Source organism: Belliella buryatensis (assembly GCF_900188245.1).
In the GTDB taxonomy this organism is placed as follows: Bacteria; Bacteroidota; Bacteroidia; order Cytophagales; family Cyclobacteriaceae; genus Belliella; species Belliella buryatensis.
Genome location: NZ_FZOK01000008.1, coordinates 145,212 through 161,897 on the forward strand (window position 1 = coordinate 145,212; position 16,686 = coordinate 161,897).

The 16,686-nt window shown below is 37.3% G+C and carries 17 protein-coding genes; 12 read left to right on the top strand and 5 right to left on the bottom strand.

The features are described 5' to 3' along the window. Window position 1: 1 nt before the first annotated feature. Both CHB66_RS17200 and CHB66_RS09900 read right to left on the bottom strand, forming a co-directional pair. The gene (locus CHB66_RS17200) at window positions 2-244 is read right to left on the bottom strand and encodes a hypothetical protein (protein ID WP_089240429.1); all 243 of its coding nucleotides are present in this window, start codon (window positions 242-244) and stop codon (window positions 2-4) included. Continuing rightward, on the bottom strand, window positions 237-1,211 hold the full coding sequence (locus CHB66_RS09900) for a tetratricopeptide repeat protein (protein WP_089240431.1): 975 nt from the start codon (window positions 1,209-1,211) through the stop codon (window positions 237-239). Before CHB66_RS09900 ends, CHB66_RS17200 begins: the two co-directional genes overlap by 8 nt. 83 nt (window positions 1,212-1,294) lie before the next feature. Between CHB66_RS09900 and CHB66_RS09905 the strand changes: the two genes are divergently transcribed. The 8 genes from CHB66_RS09905 (at window position 1,295) to CHB66_RS09940 (ending at window position 8,255) form a co-directional block, all read left to right on the top strand. Then, window positions 1,295-1,789: a C40 family peptidase gene (locus CHB66_RS09905; RefSeq protein WP_089240433.1), complete on the top strand. Its 495-nt coding sequence runs from the start codon at window positions 1,295-1,297 to the stop codon at window positions 1,787-1,789. A 190-nt stretch (window positions 1,790-1,979) separates the two neighbouring features. Next, window positions 1,980-3,482: a F0F1 ATP synthase subunit beta gene (gene atpD / locus CHB66_RS09910; RefSeq protein ID WP_089240435.1), complete on the top strand. Its 1,503-nt coding sequence runs from the start codon at window positions 1,980-1,982 to the stop codon at window positions 3,480-3,482. Between the two features lie 96 nt (window positions 3,483-3,578). Next, window positions 3,579-3,824: an ATP synthase F1 subunit epsilon gene (atpC, locus tag CHB66_RS09915; protein ID WP_089240437.1), complete on the top strand. Its 246-nt coding sequence runs from the start codon at window positions 3,579-3,581 to the stop codon at window positions 3,822-3,824. A gap of 276 nt (window positions 3,825-4,100) precedes the next feature. Next, the gene (locus tag CHB66_RS09920; protein ID WP_089240545.1) at window positions 4,101-4,943 is read left to right on the top strand and encodes a glycosyltransferase family 2 protein; all 843 of its coding nucleotides are present in this window, start codon (window positions 4,101-4,103) and stop codon (window positions 4,941-4,943) included. A 75-nt stretch (window positions 4,944-5,018) separates the two neighbouring features. Then, window positions 5,019-5,213 (top strand): 30S ribosomal protein S21, encoded by a 195-nt coding sequence (rpsU, locus tag CHB66_RS09925; protein ID WP_076501306.1) that lies wholly within the window; start codon window positions 5,019-5,021, stop codon window positions 5,211-5,213. 229 nt (window positions 5,214-5,442) lie between these two features. Beyond that, window positions 5,443-6,327, top strand: a complete 885-nt coding sequence (locus CHB66_RS09930) for a tyrosine-type recombinase/integrase (protein ID WP_089240439.1) — start codon at window positions 5,443-5,445, stop codon at window positions 6,325-6,327. A gap of 29 nt (window positions 6,328-6,356) precedes the next feature. Beyond that, window positions 6,357-6,662 (top strand): ribosome hibernation-promoting factor, HPF/YfiA family, encoded by a 306-nt coding sequence (hpf, locus tag CHB66_RS09935; RefSeq protein ID WP_089240441.1) that lies wholly within the window; start codon window positions 6,357-6,359, stop codon window positions 6,660-6,662. An 81-nt stretch (window positions 6,663-6,743) separates the two neighbouring features. Next, a complete protein-coding gene (locus tag CHB66_RS09940) occupies window positions 6,744-8,255 on the top strand; it encodes an ArnT family glycosyltransferase (protein ID WP_089240443.1) in 1,512 nt (503 codons plus the stop codon). Here CHB66_RS09940 and CHB66_RS09945 read toward each other — a convergent pair whose 3' ends face one another. Beyond that, a complete protein-coding gene (locus CHB66_RS09945; protein WP_089240445.1) occupies window positions 8,256-9,905 on the bottom strand; it encodes an ArnT family glycosyltransferase in 1,650 nt (549 codons plus the stop codon). It lies immediately after the preceding gene. 159 nt (window positions 9,906-10,064) lie between these two features. Here CHB66_RS09945 and CHB66_RS09950 point away from each other — a divergent pair, with 159 nt between their 5' ends. Continuing rightward, entirely contained in the window at window positions 10,065-11,006 is a 942-nt protein-coding gene (locus CHB66_RS09950; protein WP_089240447.1) for a glycosyltransferase family 2 protein, read from the top strand. Further along, entirely contained in the window at window positions 10,999-11,871 is an 873-nt protein-coding gene (locus tag CHB66_RS09955) for a lysylphosphatidylglycerol synthase transmembrane domain-containing protein (RefSeq protein WP_089240547.1), read from the top strand. The genes CHB66_RS09950 and CHB66_RS09955 overlap by 8 nt, the downstream gene beginning before the upstream one ends. A 146-nt stretch (window positions 11,872-12,017) precedes the next feature. Here the strand turns inward: CHB66_RS09955 and chrA are convergent, their stop codons facing one another. Both chrA and CHB66_RS09965 read right to left on the bottom strand, forming a co-directional pair. Further along, window positions 12,018-13,214 (bottom strand): chromate efflux transporter, encoded by a 1,197-nt coding sequence (chrA, locus tag CHB66_RS09960; RefSeq protein WP_089240449.1) that lies wholly within the window; start codon window positions 13,212-13,214, stop codon window positions 12,018-12,020. Between the two features lies 1 nt (window position 13,215). After that, entirely contained in the window at window positions 13,216-14,196 is a 981-nt protein-coding gene (locus CHB66_RS09965) for an isopenicillin N synthase family dioxygenase (protein WP_089240451.1), read from the bottom strand. 159 nt (window positions 14,197-14,355) lie between these two features. Here CHB66_RS09965 and CHB66_RS09970 point away from each other — a divergent pair, with 159 nt between their 5' ends. Together CHB66_RS09970 and serS are read left to right on the top strand one after the other, a co-directional pair. Beyond that, window positions 14,356-15,039, top strand: a complete 684-nt coding sequence (locus tag CHB66_RS09970; RefSeq protein ID WP_245812699.1) for a hypothetical protein — start codon at window positions 14,356-14,358, stop codon at window positions 15,037-15,039. A gap of 93 nt (window positions 15,040-15,132) precedes the next feature. After that, window positions 15,133-16,404 carry a serine--tRNA ligase gene (serS, locus tag CHB66_RS09975; protein ID WP_089240455.1) on the top strand — a complete coding sequence of 424 codons (1,272 nt, stop codon included), beginning with the start codon at window positions 15,133-15,135 and terminating at the stop codon, window positions 16,402-16,404. The last annotated feature ends 282 nt before the right edge of the window (window positions 16,405-16,686 follow it).

Here is a 16,686-nt window from a genome sequence, read left to right on the forward strand (position 1 = left end):
ATCAAATTGGTATATTAATCTGATCTAGATAGAATTTCATTCTTGTATGTTCTCTATTGAGAAAATCTATTTTATCAATTCTGTCTAGCTTGTGATTGTAAAACACTTCCACGTAATCCGAACCCAAGAGATATAAATTGACCTTGTATGAATAGTACCGTATAGCCACGACAAAAGTACCATCAATATATAACTTTTGAATCTTCTTGTGTAAGGGTAAATTTTTAAAATCCTCTCTACTCATTCTTCAACTTTGATAATTCCATTTCCGATGCAATATACCCAAATGCAGACCAATATCCAGTATTGATCACATTTTGAAATATTGATTGCGCCATAGTAGTATCACCTTTTGATAAATAAAAATTTCCCAAACCGTACCCTTGTGTCACATATTGCAACTTTTGGTCACTTGCTTGAGTGTCTACATTGAGTAGCTTCTCAGGCTGATACTCTCCTTTGTACATCAATAGTCTTTTGAAATAGGCATCATTCTCTATGATCTCCAAATCAGAACTCACTTGACTAAGTAGATCTTTAGCCTCTACATTTCTTCCCAACTTTTGTAATGTCATGTAATACCAATCTAATGTGGCGATTTTTAAATCATCATTGACGGATACCTCCATGCAATTTTTATAAGCTTCAAGTGCTTCATCCCATTCTCCCTTAAGGAAATGAGCCAAACCTAAGTGATACCAAACATTAAATTGCACATTGGAAAGTGGTATATTTAATTTATTAGGCATACCGTCTTGCTCTATCTGAATCGGAGCTCCACGCATTAGGTCAGCAGCATTTTGAAAATCTTTGATAGCTTCATCCAGCTTCCTGATAGAAATATACCTATGACCCCTATGTCTCAAAGGTTCAAAAGCTTCTGGAAACTCATTAACGGCTTTTGTAAAAGTTCTGATTGCTAGGTCGTACCGACTTAAATAAGCCTCTCTTCTCCCTATCCAAATTAAGTTTTCCAAAGTTGGGTCTTCCATATATTGCTTCTCGGCCTCTTGGAGATTTTTAATTTGCATTGACTGACTTGAAGAATCAATTTTAGTAAAAAGAGAATCTCCTAATAAGCTAATCGATTGAAATACTTCCTCATTTGGAATGATAATATTATTAGTCGATCTCTTCTTATCTACAATTTTTGTATCACAAGCCGAGAAAACGACCAAAAGTGCCATAAAAAAACTCCAATAATTTTTCATAATGATTCGGTTTCTTATCCGTTAAAACTTTGAATCTATTTTGTAGGTACGTATTATTGAATTTAATTTATTCTATCCAATTAATGAATACCAAGTCAAAAAAAATTTCCACTTTCAGCTTATTTTATACTTTTATTTTACTAGCACTAAGTATTCAATTATCTTCTTGCTCCTCCACCAAAAAAATCAGGAAACAAAATATCAGCCAAGTGGTCAATACTGCAAAGACTTACCGTGGCACCCCTTATCGTTATGGTGGAACAACAAGATCTGGCATTGATTGCTCGGCACTGATTTACCATTCTTTTGCGAGTGTAGGCGTGACTATGCCTAGGACATCAGAAGAGCAAAGTAAAATCGGTAAAAAAGTATCAGAAAGAAATCTTGAAAAAGGTGATGTGGTATTTTTTGCTACTGGAAAAAGAAAACGACAGGTAACACATGCTGGCATAGTCACAGAGACTACAAAAGGTCAGGTATGGTTTATCCATTCTTCTACCTCTCTTGGCGTCACTGAGGACAATCTCAATAACAATTACTGGTCTAAAGCATACTTATTTGGCAGAAGAGTCTTTTAAGCAGTAAAAATACAAACTACCATATAAAACAATGCTCCTATCATCATTTTTGACTGAGTTCAAATACTTTGTATAAAAAGGCAACAAATCCAGATTTAATTTCCAAACATCCTTTGGTATTAAGCTTTTATAATTAATTTTGCATCCGAATTGATAAAGCGTAATTTCCTTTTTACATCAACACATAAAAATGGCAAATCTTGGTAAGATAACTCAGGTAATTGGTCCAGTAGTGGATATCTCTTTCGAAGGAGGTAAATTACCTAATATCCTTGATGCACTTGAAATCACCAAAGAAAACGGTCAAAAAGTGATCTTGGAAGTTCAGCAGCACTTGGGCGAAGACAGAGTAAGAACTATTGCAATGGATTCTTCTGAAGGTATGGTTAGAGGCATGGTAGCAACCGATCTTGGTGCTCCTATCTCTGTTCCTACTGGCGAAGGTATCAAAGGTCGTCTTTTCAACGTAGTTGGAGAAGCTATCGATGGTCTTCCTCAGCTACCTGAGGGAAAGAGACTTCCTATTCACAGATCAGCTCCTAAGTTTGAAGATCTTTCTACTTCGACAGAAGTACTTTACACAGGAATCAAAGTAATCGACTTGATTGAGCCTTATGCGAAAGGTGGTAAAATTGGTCTTTTCGGTGGAGCTGGTGTAGGTAAAACTGTATTGATACAAGAGTTGATCAACAACATCGCTAAAGCTTATTCAGGTCTTTCTGTATTTGCAGGTGTTGGTGAAAGAACGCGTGAAGGAAATGACCTTTTGAGAGAAATGATCGAGTCTGGCATCGTTACTTACGGTGATGACTTCATTCATTCATTGGAAAATGAAGGTGGATGGGATCTTTCCAAAGTAGATTTGAAAAAATTAGAAGAGTCTAAAGCAACCTTCGTATTTGGTCAAATGAACGAGCCTCCGGGGGCACGTGCAAGAGTGGCACTGACAGGTTTGACTCTAGCAGAATATTATAGAGATGGTGAAGGAGATGGTGCTGGAAAAGATATTCTTTTCTTCATTGACAACATCTTTAGATTTACTCAGGCTGGTTCTGAAGTATCAGCACTTCTTGGTCGTATGCCATCTGCGGTAGGTTACCAACCAACTTTGGCAACCGAAATGGGAGCAATGCAAGAAAGAATTACTTCTACCAAAAATGGATCTATTACATCTGTACAGGCCGTTTACGTACCTGCGGATGACTTGACTGACCCAGCACCTGCGACTACTTTTGCTCACTTGGATGCTACCACAGTACTTTCTAGAAAAATTGCTGAACTAGGTATATACCCAGCGGTAGATCCATTAGATTCTACTTCTAGAATTCTTTCTCCAGAGATATTGGGAGAAGAGCATTATGGATGTGCTCAAAAAGTGAAAGAAATCCTACAGAGATACAAAGAACTTCAGGATATCATTGCCATCTTGGGTATGGAAGAGCTTTCTGAAGAAGATAAATTGGTTGTACACAGAGCTAGAAGAGTTCAGAGGTTCTTATCTCAGCCTTTCCATGTAGCTGAACAATTTACTGGCTTGAAAGGTGTGCTAGTTGATATCAAGGACACCATCAAAGGATTCAACATGATCATGGATGGTGAATTAGATCACCTACCAGAAGCCGCATTCAACTTAGTAGGTAGCATTGATGATGCTATTGCTAAGGGTGAAAAAATGCTAGCAGAGGTAAAGTAAGTGACTAGAAATCAGTTATTAGTTATCAGTTTTTGTCAAATAATTTTACAAATTACTATTAACCCAATAACTATTCACTCAATAACTTAAACAAAGATGCAACTAGAGATTGTAACACCGGACAAAAAAGTATTTCAGGGAGAAGTCTCTGAAGCAAGCTTCCCGGGAGCAAACGGAGCTTTTCAGGTATTGAATAATCACGCACCTATCGTATCAGCTTTGGCTAAAGGGGTTGTTTCTTTTACAACCAAAGAAGGCAAAGAAACTTTGATCATCGATGGAGGGGTAGTCGAAGTAAAAGACAATACCATAGTGGTACTCGCTGAAAAGGTTCTGTCATAAGTGTAAACGAAAACCCTTAATAATATAAAAGCCTGGCACAAGTCAGGCTTTTTATTTTTTGTAGGATATCATCAATCTAAACGTCATTTAGAGCAAATAATTTCCAATTTAGACAATAAAATAGTTTGATAATATGTCATTATTATAATTTTTCTTATTGTAATTTTGTGATAGTCAAAGAAAGCATCAAGTTCAATTTTTTCAAGTTTGCCTAAATCTTTTGACCAAAAAAGTACAGAAGTAGCGTATATCACAAATCATACAACTACAAGTAAAATGTTTCAAATCAGTGGTCTCGTCATTACGTATAACGAGGAAAAAAACATAGCCAAATGCATAGAATCACTTTCATTGGTCTGCGATGAAATCATCATCATTGACTCCTACAGCAGAGACAAAACCAAAGAAATTGCTCTTTCATTCGGTGCCAAAGTGGTCGAACAATCTTTTCTTGGGGATGGACAGCAGCGAATATTTGGACTGCAGTATTGCAAAAATGAGTGGATACTGAATCTCGATGCGGACGAGAGACTAGATGTGGACAGCTATGAATTCATCAAATCTCAGCAATATCTTAGCCTTCCATATGATGCTTACAATTTCCGAAGGAAAAACCATTTTAGAGACCAAAGAATAGATTTCGCAGGCTGGTATCCTTCCTATACCTGCAGATTCTTTAATCAAAAAACAGCAAAACCAGCCACTGCCAAAGTTCATCAGTCGGTAGTAGCTCAAAACATGAAAAGAACAAACCTCCATTTAATCCATTATGGTTGGGATAGTTTTTATCAAATCATTTCCAAGTATAACCAATATACCAACTGGCAGGCAGAGGAATATGTTGAGCAAAACAAACGTGTTTTTTCAATAAGCCCAATCCTTCATGGAGCATATTCCTTCTTCCGATGCTATTTTCTTAAAAAAGGTATATTCAATGGAATAGATGGTCTCACATTTTCATTGATGCAGGCATTTTTCTCTTATATGAAGTATGCCAAATATCTAAAACTAAAAAAGGAACAATCAAAAACTGATGCCTATTCTAATTCAGAACTCAATGGTAACCTTCAAATCCCGAATATATTTTCGACAACTAGGATTCTCAAACCAAACATTTGAAGATTTTCTTCAACATCATTTAGATAACACAATTATATTCCCTACATTTGCAACCCTGAAAGGAGGTGTATACATATGATCATAGTCAACGTAAAAGAAAACGAATCTATCGAGAAAGCGCTTAAGCGTTTCAAAAAGAAGTTTGATAAAACTGGAGCTGTAAGAGAGCTTAGAGCTAGACAACACTTTGTAAAACCTTCTGTAAAGAATAGGGAGCAGAGAATCAAAGCTGCCTACAAGCAGAGACTTCAGACAGAAGAAGCAAAATAATTTAATTATTGTTTGCTATCTTTTTGAGATACATTCTAATGGCGCATCTACCGAAAGTGGATGCGCTTTTTTTATTACTCTTTTTTTTAAGCAAATCAAATCCTCTCAATTAAAATATTTAAGGTGTAGTTACAAACTACACCCAGACTAAGCCCTCCCACATTATTTCAATCCATTTCTATCATATCTCATTTAAAACAATTAACTTAATGTAGTAGAATTACCATAGATGATAGACTCCTTTATCAATTTTCTTGAGCATGAAAAAAGGGCAAGCAAGCATACCGTACTCGCTTACCAAAAAGATCTTGAGCAATTTCAAGAGTTTTGTAATATTTCATTTGAAAAAGAAGATATTACACAAGCAGACCATGCTGAAATCAGGGCTTGGATTATTGACTTGGTTGAGCAAGGTCTCAACCCCAACTCGGTTAATCGTAAAATCGCTACTTTGAGATCCTTTTATAAATTTTTGATGCGATCTGGAGAAATCACAAAGGATCCTACCTATAAGATTAAAGCCCTCAAAACCCCAAAAAGATTGCCAGAGTTTGTCCAAGAAGAGTCCATAGAAAAAATCTTAGAAGCAGATGTATACGCACCAGACTTCGAAGGGCAAAGAGATCGAATGGTTATGGAGTTTCTCTACCTGACAGGTGTCAGATTAAGTGAACTAATATCCTTAAAGTGGAAAGATATCAACCTACACGAAGACAGCGTCAGAGTACTCGGAAAAAGAAAAAAACAAAGAATAATACCACTAACAAATACCTTAAAAAAGAATATAATTTCGTATAAAAAAGTATTTGAAGAAACATTTTCATTTGTAGACCAGAGTGACTATTTTATCGTTAGAAAAGATAGAAGCCAGGCATACCCTATGAAGATTTACCGCATAGTCAGACATTATTTAGATCTTTTTGCTCAAACTTCGAAAAGAAGCCCACATCTATTAAGGCATACCTTTGCTACACATCTGCTCAATAAAGGAGCGGATCTCAACGCTGTAAAAGACCTATTGGGCCATGCTAGCTTAGCTGCTACACAAGTATATACTCACAATTCTATGGAAAAACTTAAGGCTGTGTTTGATCAAGCACATCCTAAAGCTTAATATAAGTTCAACTTTAAACAAATACCGTTATGAAACTTCAAATGCATTCCATCCATTTCGATGCTGATTCTAAGCTTACAGACTTCATCCAGAGAAAAGCTGACAAGCTTGACACTTTCTATGATCGAATTATTGACGGTGAGGTTTTTATGAGACTAGATAAGAACGAAAAGAATGAAAATAAAATTATTGAAATCAAGATGAATGTGCCTGGTAAGCAACTTTTCGCTAAACATCAAAGTGACTCCTTCGAAGCTGCTGCAGATGAAGCCGTAGAAGCGCTAAGAAGACAGATTAAAAAGTATAAAGAAAAAGTAGTACTTGCCAATCAATGATAAACCCTAACAGCTAATTTTATGGCCTTCTTTCATCGGAAGGCCTTCTTTTTTTGCATATTTGTAGTCTGAATCTAGCATATGAAAGACATTTACTTTTACAGGAAACTTAGCTTGAGCCTCATATCTATAGTAGGACTTCTTAAGCTACTTTATTTTCACTTTTCCAGTTTAAGCTTATTTACAGAAGAAACACAATATTGGCTTTGGTCAAAGCATCTTGACTGGAATTACTATTCTAAGCCACTGATGATAGCAGTGTATAATTATTTGAGCACTGGAATCTTTGGAGACACTGAATTTGCAATTAAGTTCAATGCAATCTTATTCAGCTCACTCACTGCTTGGGTCATATTTGAATTTACCCATCTAATATTTCAAAAAGGGAAAATAGCCCTTTATGCCACTTTGATTTTGATTGTGATGCCTTTTTTTCATCTTGGATCTATCTTCCATACAACGGATTCTTCATTATACTTTTTTTGGATTCTAGCACTTTATCTGATTTGGAAAGCATGGGTGTCGAATCATTTACAATGGTGGGTTTGGGCTGGTATAGCGACAGTATTTGGGATACTATCCAAAAATATCATGGTGCTAACCCTGCCAATATTAGGGATATATATCTTACTTGTTGAGCCCAAAAGATTCTTTAGCAAAGGACCTTGGATCTATGTTCTGGTTTCTTGCTTTTCACTGACCCCTATTATTGTATGGAATATTCAGAATGACTGGGTTACTTTCAAACATGTTGGAACTCTTGGTGGTGTGGAAGGAAAAAAAAGTGGTTTTGACACCTACCAATCATTGAAATATATTGGAGAATATATTGGTGGTCAACTTGGTTTTTTATCACCATTCTTCATCCCAATTTTGATTTTGAGCTTCAGAAAATTGAATTTTTTGAAAAACCCAAAGAACTTATTCCTGCTTTTACCGACACTAATTGTTTGGGGACTGTTTTTAGCCATGTCTATCTTCAAAAACGTCAATGTCAATTGGCCTGCTTTTGCAATGCTCACTTTACCTCTATTGATGGCCAAAGTAGTCTATGAAGCCTCCTCTCGTTGGAAGAAATATACATTGTTCAGTGGATTAATTACAGGTGCTTTACTATTGGTTCTATTCTTTCCTGCTCCATTTGACGCCATAGGATTCAAGAAAGTCCTAAAGCCCAGCAAAGACCCCATGATGCGATTGGCAGGGTACCGAGAAATGGGCACAAGGTTAGATCATCTGATTGATTCTTTAAAGCTGGATCGCCAATTCATCTTTAGTGACAACTATCATGTTGCCTCAGAAATGGCCTTCTATATGCAAGGAAATCCTCAAACTTATACTATCAACCTGGGTAGAAGAAAAAATCAATTTGACTTATGGCCTGGCATTCAACAATTCGAAGAAAAAAACTATACAGGCATATATATTACCAAAGAAGATCAAATTCAAGAAGCGGTTAGACTAGGCTTTGATTCTTTGATATCAACAGAGAAGTTCTATACCATTCACAGAGGAGACACCGTCAAAACCTACACAATTGCAATCCTTGCAAATTTGAACCATATCGAAGAAGTAGATACTGGGGAATTTTAGTTAAAGTGGTGTTCCCCAATAGTATTTTTTACCAGTAGCTTCCTTCACTTCTTGAGAATTCCCTTCCCAAAGACTCTGAGCCATCTCTTTGATAAACTTCGCATCCCAATTGATAGCAGCTGTATCGAAGCTAAACTTATCCTGTGGTATCAACTCAAGATATTTGTCTTCAACAAGGATAAAATCGTACTGTCCAATCTGATCAATAAAATAATCAGGACTCAAATCAGTCATGTAAAATTGCGCTCCTAAACCAATCCGAATCTTGCTTCCTGTATGGAGGTGCCCGACAAAAGCTATTTTGCTTCCTTCCGGAATATGCTTATCAGCAACATACTGCTTAACTAACTGACCGGCATCAGGTAAGGAAATCTGATAAGTAGAAATACTTGCTCCAAAAAAGAGCAACAAAACACTCCCGGCTATCATCTGAGGCAAACCAACCAAAAGATTTCTTTTAAAATAAAAATAGATCAGTAGTGAAAAAACAAAGATGCACTGACCCCAAACCCATAAACTACTTTGCAAATAGGTATTGAAATACACACCAACTAAAAGCACAATTAAGTTAAGGCCCAGCAAAAACAATAAAGAAGATTTTAGTAATCTCACCCTTTTTAAAGCACCGTTTTCAATCAACAACCACCCTAGCCAAATACTAGCCAAAGGCAAGATAGGCAACAGATATCTTTCGTAAAACTTAGTCACTCCAGCTGACATCAATACAATAGCCAATACCCAAAGGACTACCAAACCAACAAATGCTGGATTTTGTTGAAATAGGTTTTTAGATTGGACTTTGACTTTTCTCAATCCAAAAATGAACCAAGGTATAAAAAGTACAACCACAAGTAAGGTCGCTAACATAAAGTTCTTGATCAAAAGTAAGAATCTATTTCCCATTCTAATACCTACCTGATCTTCTAAAAAAGACTCCAAATACATAGGTCCGTGAATCCAATACATCGCAACAAACCAATAACAAGCAATGACCAAACTGGTAAGAACAGCAGGAAAATACAATAGCTTTGATAAATCAATTCTTTGCCAAGGATTTAATAACAAATAACCAATCCCTAAACCTCCTAATGCAGCTGCAGGCAATCCTTTAACTTCAAAGGCCAATGCTAACCCTATAAATAGCAACCAATGGTAGCGCTTTGGAGCTTGATTACCGTATTTGATAAATCCTAAAAATCCAACTGTCGAAATCGCCATGCACATCCCTAGAAGCACATCAGGGATAGAACGCGTAGCACTAAGGATCAATACTGGCTGTGATGCCATCATAATCCCTGAAAGTTTCGCTACCCTTTTATCATCAAACAAGATTCTTGCACCCCAATACACAAAACCGACTGTAGCAGCTCCAGCCAATAAAAAGAAAATCCTTGAAGCAAATGGTGTAACACCAAAAAGCTTGAAACCTGCCAAAACAAACCAATAGGTCAAAATTGGCTTTTTGAATCTCAGCTCTTCACTACCAAGGTAGGGAGTTTGAATATCCCCAGTCTGAAGCATCCTGACAGCAGCATCCGAATAATACATCTCATCTGGATAATGCATGTGAAAACTCAATGCAAAAGGCCCTACCAAGACTACAAAGGCCAACATCAGCCCCCAAATAGAAAAACTTTTTTCAGTCAACATATTTTTGATTCATCTGCTTGCAAAGATACTATTTTAGTCAAGGACAGTATAAACCTTTCACCAAAGAAGATTCAAAAGAAAGAGAGTAATAGGTATAGAAAACTTGGGTTATTTGTGGACTTAGAGATAAAAGAGTAATTTTGACGAAATTTTATTTTCATGACCAAGCCATTGATTTCTGTAGTCATCACCGTCTACAATGAAGAAGAAAACATAAAGCCACTCTTAGATGCAACTTACTACGCACTCAAGGACATAGATTATGAGGTAATCCTGATAGAAGATGGTTCTACTGACGGGACTGTTGCAGAGGTGAAAAAATATGCTGACAACAGAACCAAACTTATCATTTTTAACAAGAACTATGGGCAAACCACTGCGCTTGCTGCTGGTATAGACATGGCTCAGGGGCAATATATCGCTACGATGGATGGGGATTTGCAAAATGACCCAACAGACATCCCAGGCATGCTCCAAAAAGCCATTGATGAAGATTGGGGTGTGGTAGCAGGCCGAAGAGCCAATAGAAAAGACGGATTTGTTCTTAGAAAATTTCCAAGCAAAATCGCTAATTACATCATCAGGCACAGCACCAAGGTCTATTTGAATGACTATGGCTGTAGCTTGAGAGTATACAAAGCAGAAATCGCTCAGAACATGGGCTTATATGGTGAGCTTCATCGATTCATCCCCGTGCTAGCTAAGCAGGAAGGCGCAAGCATGACAGAAGTAGATGTCAAACATCACCCTAGAATTCATGGAACTTCAAAGTATGGATTAAGCAGAACATTCAAAGTCATGGCTGACTTGATCCTGATGCTCTTTTTTCAGAAGTACTTCCAAAGACCAATTCATATATTCGGCACACTTGGATTATTCTCCTTTCTAATTGGGGTATTGATTAATTTTTATCTCTTAGTGGAAAAGATCATGGGAGCTGATATTTGGGGGAGACCTATACTATTACTCGGGTTTATTTTCCTCCTTGGTGGAATTCAGCTGATTACCACGGGAATTATTGCGGAGATCATCATCAGAACTTACTTTGAGTCTCAAGATAAAAAAACATATAAAATCAAAGCTGTCTATCAAGGTGAATAAAAAGACGCTCAAATTATTACTCAAGCTAACCCTCACCGGGTTAGCTGTTTTTTTGGTCTTCCGTAAGATAGACACCAATGAACTTGGACTTATACTCAAATCAGCAAGTCCAATTTGGCTATTTTTTGCATTTCTCCTCTTTGTGCTGAGCAAAGTCTTCACTGCGCTCAGGCTCAACTTGTACTTTCGTGATATCGGAGTAGTACTGAGCGAAAAGAAAAATATTATCCTTTATGGAATCGGGATGTTCTATAATTTATTTCTTCCAGGGGGAATTGGCGGAGATGGCTACAAGGTCTACTTACTCAATAAATACTTCCACACACCTGTAAAATCACTCATTCAAGCCTCTCTTTTAGATAGACTTGGAGGTCTGATTGCTATATTACTTATCCTGTTCAGCCTCCTTTTATTTGTTGACATTGATCTGACCCTTATAGCTACTTTACCTATTGTCACTGTTTCTATCGTCTTATTGATAGCAATATATCCTGTTTTCTACCTGATCAATAAATTGGTTTTTTCTAAATTTCTCAAATCATTCATTGGAGCTAATCTTTATTCTATAGCAGGACAATTGACCCAGATGATCGCTGCATATTTTATTATGATTGCCTTGGGCATAGATGACAGGATCCTTGAATATCAATTCGTCTTTTTACTTTCTTCTATCGTAGCCGTTTTACCATTGACAATAGGTGGTGTAGGAGCCAGAGAGTTGGTTTTCATTTACAGTCACGAATACATCGGAATCGATAAAAACGCGGCCGTTGCATTTAGCTTAATCTTCTTTTTGATCTCAGCGATGACCTCATTAATTGGTGCATTTTTAAAAATTGATTTTGAAAAATCAGAAAAACAATAAAATAATAATAAGCGCTAAAAATAGACTACTTCACAAAAAACAACATTGAATATTTAAAATTTAAATTTGCAGGGAAGATATATAGAATAGTAGCTTTAGAATTGGAAGAATTGCTCAGTGGGCTTTAAATAGTCCATTGAGTATATTTAAAAAATCAAATTATACCCAACCCCAGCCAATACCCCAATAATGATAATCAATGGTGAGGAGAGCTTAGTAAAATTCAACAAGAGATAAGTCCCTAAAATGGCCAACACATTGAACAAGTTCGCATCCAATGGCTCAAACAGTAAGTAAGCCGCTGCGATTAGCATGCCACAGCTTACGGCATTCACCCCCTCTAGTGCCGCCCTAACTGGTCTATATTTTTTCAATTGATCCCAAAATCGAATTACAAAGAATATCAAAAATGTCCCGGGCAAGAAAATTCCAGCAGCAGCGATAAATCCCCCAGTCAACAAGCCCATCACGCCATATTCCCGCATGGACAGGGCTCCCACATAGGAACTGATACTGAAAGTCGGCCCTGGCATTCCTTGTGAAATAGCATAGCCAGTGAGAAATTCTTGAGAAGTGAGGAATTTTTTAAACTCAACAAACTCGGTAAATAAATAGGGTACCAAAACTTGTCCTCCTCCAAATATTAAACTCCCATTTCTATAGAAATTCTCAAAAAGAAGAACAGATTGATTTTTTGTGATCGCTCCCAAAACAGCTGCTAGAATTAAAATACCCGCCCATAGATAGAAGTTGGACCAAGAAATTTTCAATTTCTTATCTCCTTTTTCCCTTGGATGATTCCTATAATTCATGGAGGTCACCATCCCCCCTACCAATAATAAAATAGGAAATACATATGGTGAGTTGTAAAAAAAGGAAACAAAAGCTGCCAACATCATCAACACAGTAGCTTCTGCTGTCTTGACCATTTTGAAGATGGTCTTTTGAGCTGCATAGATGATGAAACCGATAGCCATCGGTTGGATAAACTTGGCGAAATTCAATGCTCCTGGTGTGTTTTCCTGTAAAAAATCAATCAGGAAAGCCGCTGCAATCATCAAAAACGTAGCAGGCATGATCCAGACCAAAAGGGAAAGGTAAGCTAAATTTGGACCTCCAATCCGATAACCTATCGCAGATATGGTTTGCGTAGAAGTCGGCCCTGGCAATACTTGGCAAAGCGCATTGAGTTCCCACAATTCCTGCTCTGATATATAGCCTCGCTTCCTCACCATGAGCTCTAGCACCATGGCGAGGAATGCTTGTGGGCCTCCAAAAGCGGTCACAGAAAGTAAAAGTACATCCTTGAGGTAAAGGTAATATCTTACTTTCTTGACTGTCACCTTATTTCTTCAAACCTAATTCTCTCAAACGCTCATCTAGGAACTCCCCAGCAGTTGCGTCTTCGAATTGTTTAGGATTGTTTTCGTCAATACAACTTTCTAAAGAAGTGAGATCCATCTCAGACCTTGGATGCATAAAGAATGGAATTGAGAATCTGCTTGTATTCATCAGCTCTCTTGGTGGATTGACCACCCTATGTATGGTTGATTTAAGCTTTTTGTTGGTCAATCTTTCTAACATATCACCTACATTCACTACCAATTGATCTGGAAGTGCTGTGATTGGTATCCATTTTCCATCCCTTCTCAATACTTGCAAACCATCAGCGCTAGCGCCCATCAACAGTGTGATCAAATTGATATCTCCATGCTCAGCTGCACGTACTGCATCAGCTGGCACCTCGTCAGGATTGGTAATTGGGAAATAGTGGATTTGTCTCAAGATTGAGTTGCCATAGGCTACTTTATCTTCAAAATAATCCTCAGGAAGCTCCAAATAAAGCGCGATGGCTCTCAGCATATTTTTGCCAGCTGCCTCCAAAGTCTTATAAGTCTCTAGAGCGATCTCTTTGAACTCTGGCAATTCTTCAGGCCATACGTTTTCGGGGTATTCGGCTTTGATAGGGTCATTATCAGGAATGTCAGACAGTTCTTGCCCTACATGGTAAAACTCTTTCAAGTCACCTGTATTTCTACCCTTTGCATGCTCCTTACCTTTTCCTGTATATCCTCTTTGATAGCCAATTTCCGGTTTTTCATGCTTTACTTTTACTTCATCAGGAAGTTGGAAATATCTCTTTATGATATCATACAATTTTTCCTGTAACTCTTGGCTCAATCCATGATTTTTGATCGCAGCAAAACCAATGTTATTATAGGCTTGTCCCAACTTTTCAACAAACGCTGCTTTCTTTGCTGCATCTCCAGATGTAAAATCTGCTAAATCTAGAGATGGAATCTCGTCATATAAAATCTCAGTCATACGGGTATAATTTACCCCGAAAGGTACGGTTTTTTAAGGTAATTTTAAATATCTTTAGTCAACAAGTCTAATCCTATGAAGCACGCTTATTTTTACTCGCTCGTTTTTCTTTCACTTTCCCTGATTGCTTGTGAATCAAAAAGAGAAAAAAAGGCAGAAATGAAAGCCCCCATCAGCAAAGTAGACTCGGTATCTACCGAAACAGCCGAAGTGAGTTTTTATTTTTACGAAGAAAAAAACGATTATCCAGACGCTATTCTTGAAATGTTCAGTCCTCTAGGAGATCAAGTTTTCAAACCAGGAAAAGTCCCATTCGAATTCAACATCAAAAACTATCCTTTTGCTGATGGGTTAAGTGGGTTTCAATTGAAATTAATTTTGAATGCAAGCGACCCAGTTGGCTACAACATGCCAATTTTTCAAAGAGAACTTAAAGAAGGAACCTACAGAGCTGTGGCCTTTCTCGTCGATGAAGAGGGGTTGGCATTGAAAGAATTTGGAAACTATGTGGATCGGGATTTTCGAGTTGGTGATACTAGACCGTTCCCCTTTTCATCTGAACCATATTTGGCTATAAATCTACCCCATGACAAGCAGGAGTTCAATTCTGAAGACGAAGTGACGATTGATTTCTTATTGCTGGGAGGGGATATTAAATTAGACAAACTGAAGGTCATCATTACAATAGATGACGCAAAATACGAAGTCAATGAGATGACACCCGTACGGATTTCTAACTTACCAAAAGGAGAACACTTGATCAATGTAAAACTCGTGCAAAACAACGGTAAAGAACTAGACGGCCCTTTTTCCTCTGTAAATAAAAGAATATTCATCAATTAAAGAAATAAGCATCTAAGCGGATAATTAGGGCTGTTTTTGAATAACATCCTTATCTTTGCACGCAATATTCAAACAGAAATCAAGATACATTTTATGCTACTGGTCAATACAATTCGGGAAAATTTTGAGCAAGTGCTAGAAGGCCTCCAAAAAAGAAATTTCCCTCATGCCGAAGCAACTTTGCACCAGGTATTGGAGCTGGACAAAAAGCGAAAAGAAACACAAACAGAAAGAGATAATCTTCAAGCAGAATCTAATAGCATTGCAAAAGAAATAGGCATGCTGATGAAGTCTGGAAAAAAAGAGGAAGCAGAAAAGATCAAATCAAGAACTTCCGAGATCAAATCTCAGGTAAAATTACTTGAAGATGCTTACAACAATATTGAAGAAGATCTTAAGCAGATTTTATATACACTGCCTAATGTCCCTCACTATTCCGTGCCCAAAGGCAAATCAGCTGATGACAATGAGATTGTCTTGGAACATGGAGGTATTCCAGAGTTGTATGCAGATAAATTACCCCACTGGGAATTGATCAAAAAATATGATATCATTGATTTTGATCTAGGCGTGAAGATCGCAGGTGCAGGTTTCCCAGTATACAAAGGACGAGGTGCTAGACTACAGAGAGCTTTGATCAACTTTTTTTTAGACGAGGCAATGAAGGCTGGCTACATAGAAGTACAACCTCCTATCTTGGTCAATGAAGACTCTGGATATGGCACTGGACAACTTCCCGATAAAGAAGGTCAAATGTACGAGGCTACAGCAGATAAACTTTATTTGATCCCTACTGCAGAAGTGCCAATCACCAATTTGTACAGAGATGTCATTCTCAGCGAAGCAGAATTCCCAATCAAAAATGTAGGCTATACACCTTGTTTCAGACGAGAGGCTGGCAGCTGGGGAGCGCATGTTCGTGGCCTCAATAGACTGCATCAGTTTGACAAGGTAGAGATTGTACAGATTGTACACCCTGACAGATCATATGAAGTGCTGGAAGATATGAGCAGATACGTTCAGGGTTTGTTACAGAAGTTAGAACTTCCATATAGAGTTTTGAGACTTTGTGGTGGTGACATGGGATTCACTTCTGCACTAACTTATGACATGGAAGTCTATTCAGCAGCACAAGAAAGATGGCTTGAAGTGAGCTCAGTGAGTAATTTTGAAACCTACCAAGCCAATCGTCTTAAACTTAGATTTAAAAGTGAAGACAAAAAAACACAACTTGCCCACACTTTGAATGGCTCAGCATTGGCATTACCTAGAATAGTGGCCTCCATATTAGAAAACAATCAGACTGAAGATGGCATCAAAATGCCAAAAGTACTTGTTCCATACCTAGGTTTTGACATGATTTAGAAATATTATCGATTCAATCATAAATGCCTTGATGAATAGTTTTCATCAAGGCATTTGTCTTTATAACAAGACTTTGGGTTCAGTCTGAACCTAGTAAATCAACTGAGGATTATAAAATTCAATAAATTTTCCACACTATTATTTTCACCTTTTCAAAGAATGTAATTTGAGTAAATTCCAACCTTTATTTGGTGAAAATAAAAACTATCTCTCATGGGTGTTTCATGAAAACGTTTCCGAACAAATTTAATATTTTTACCAATTCAATAATTATTAAAGCTT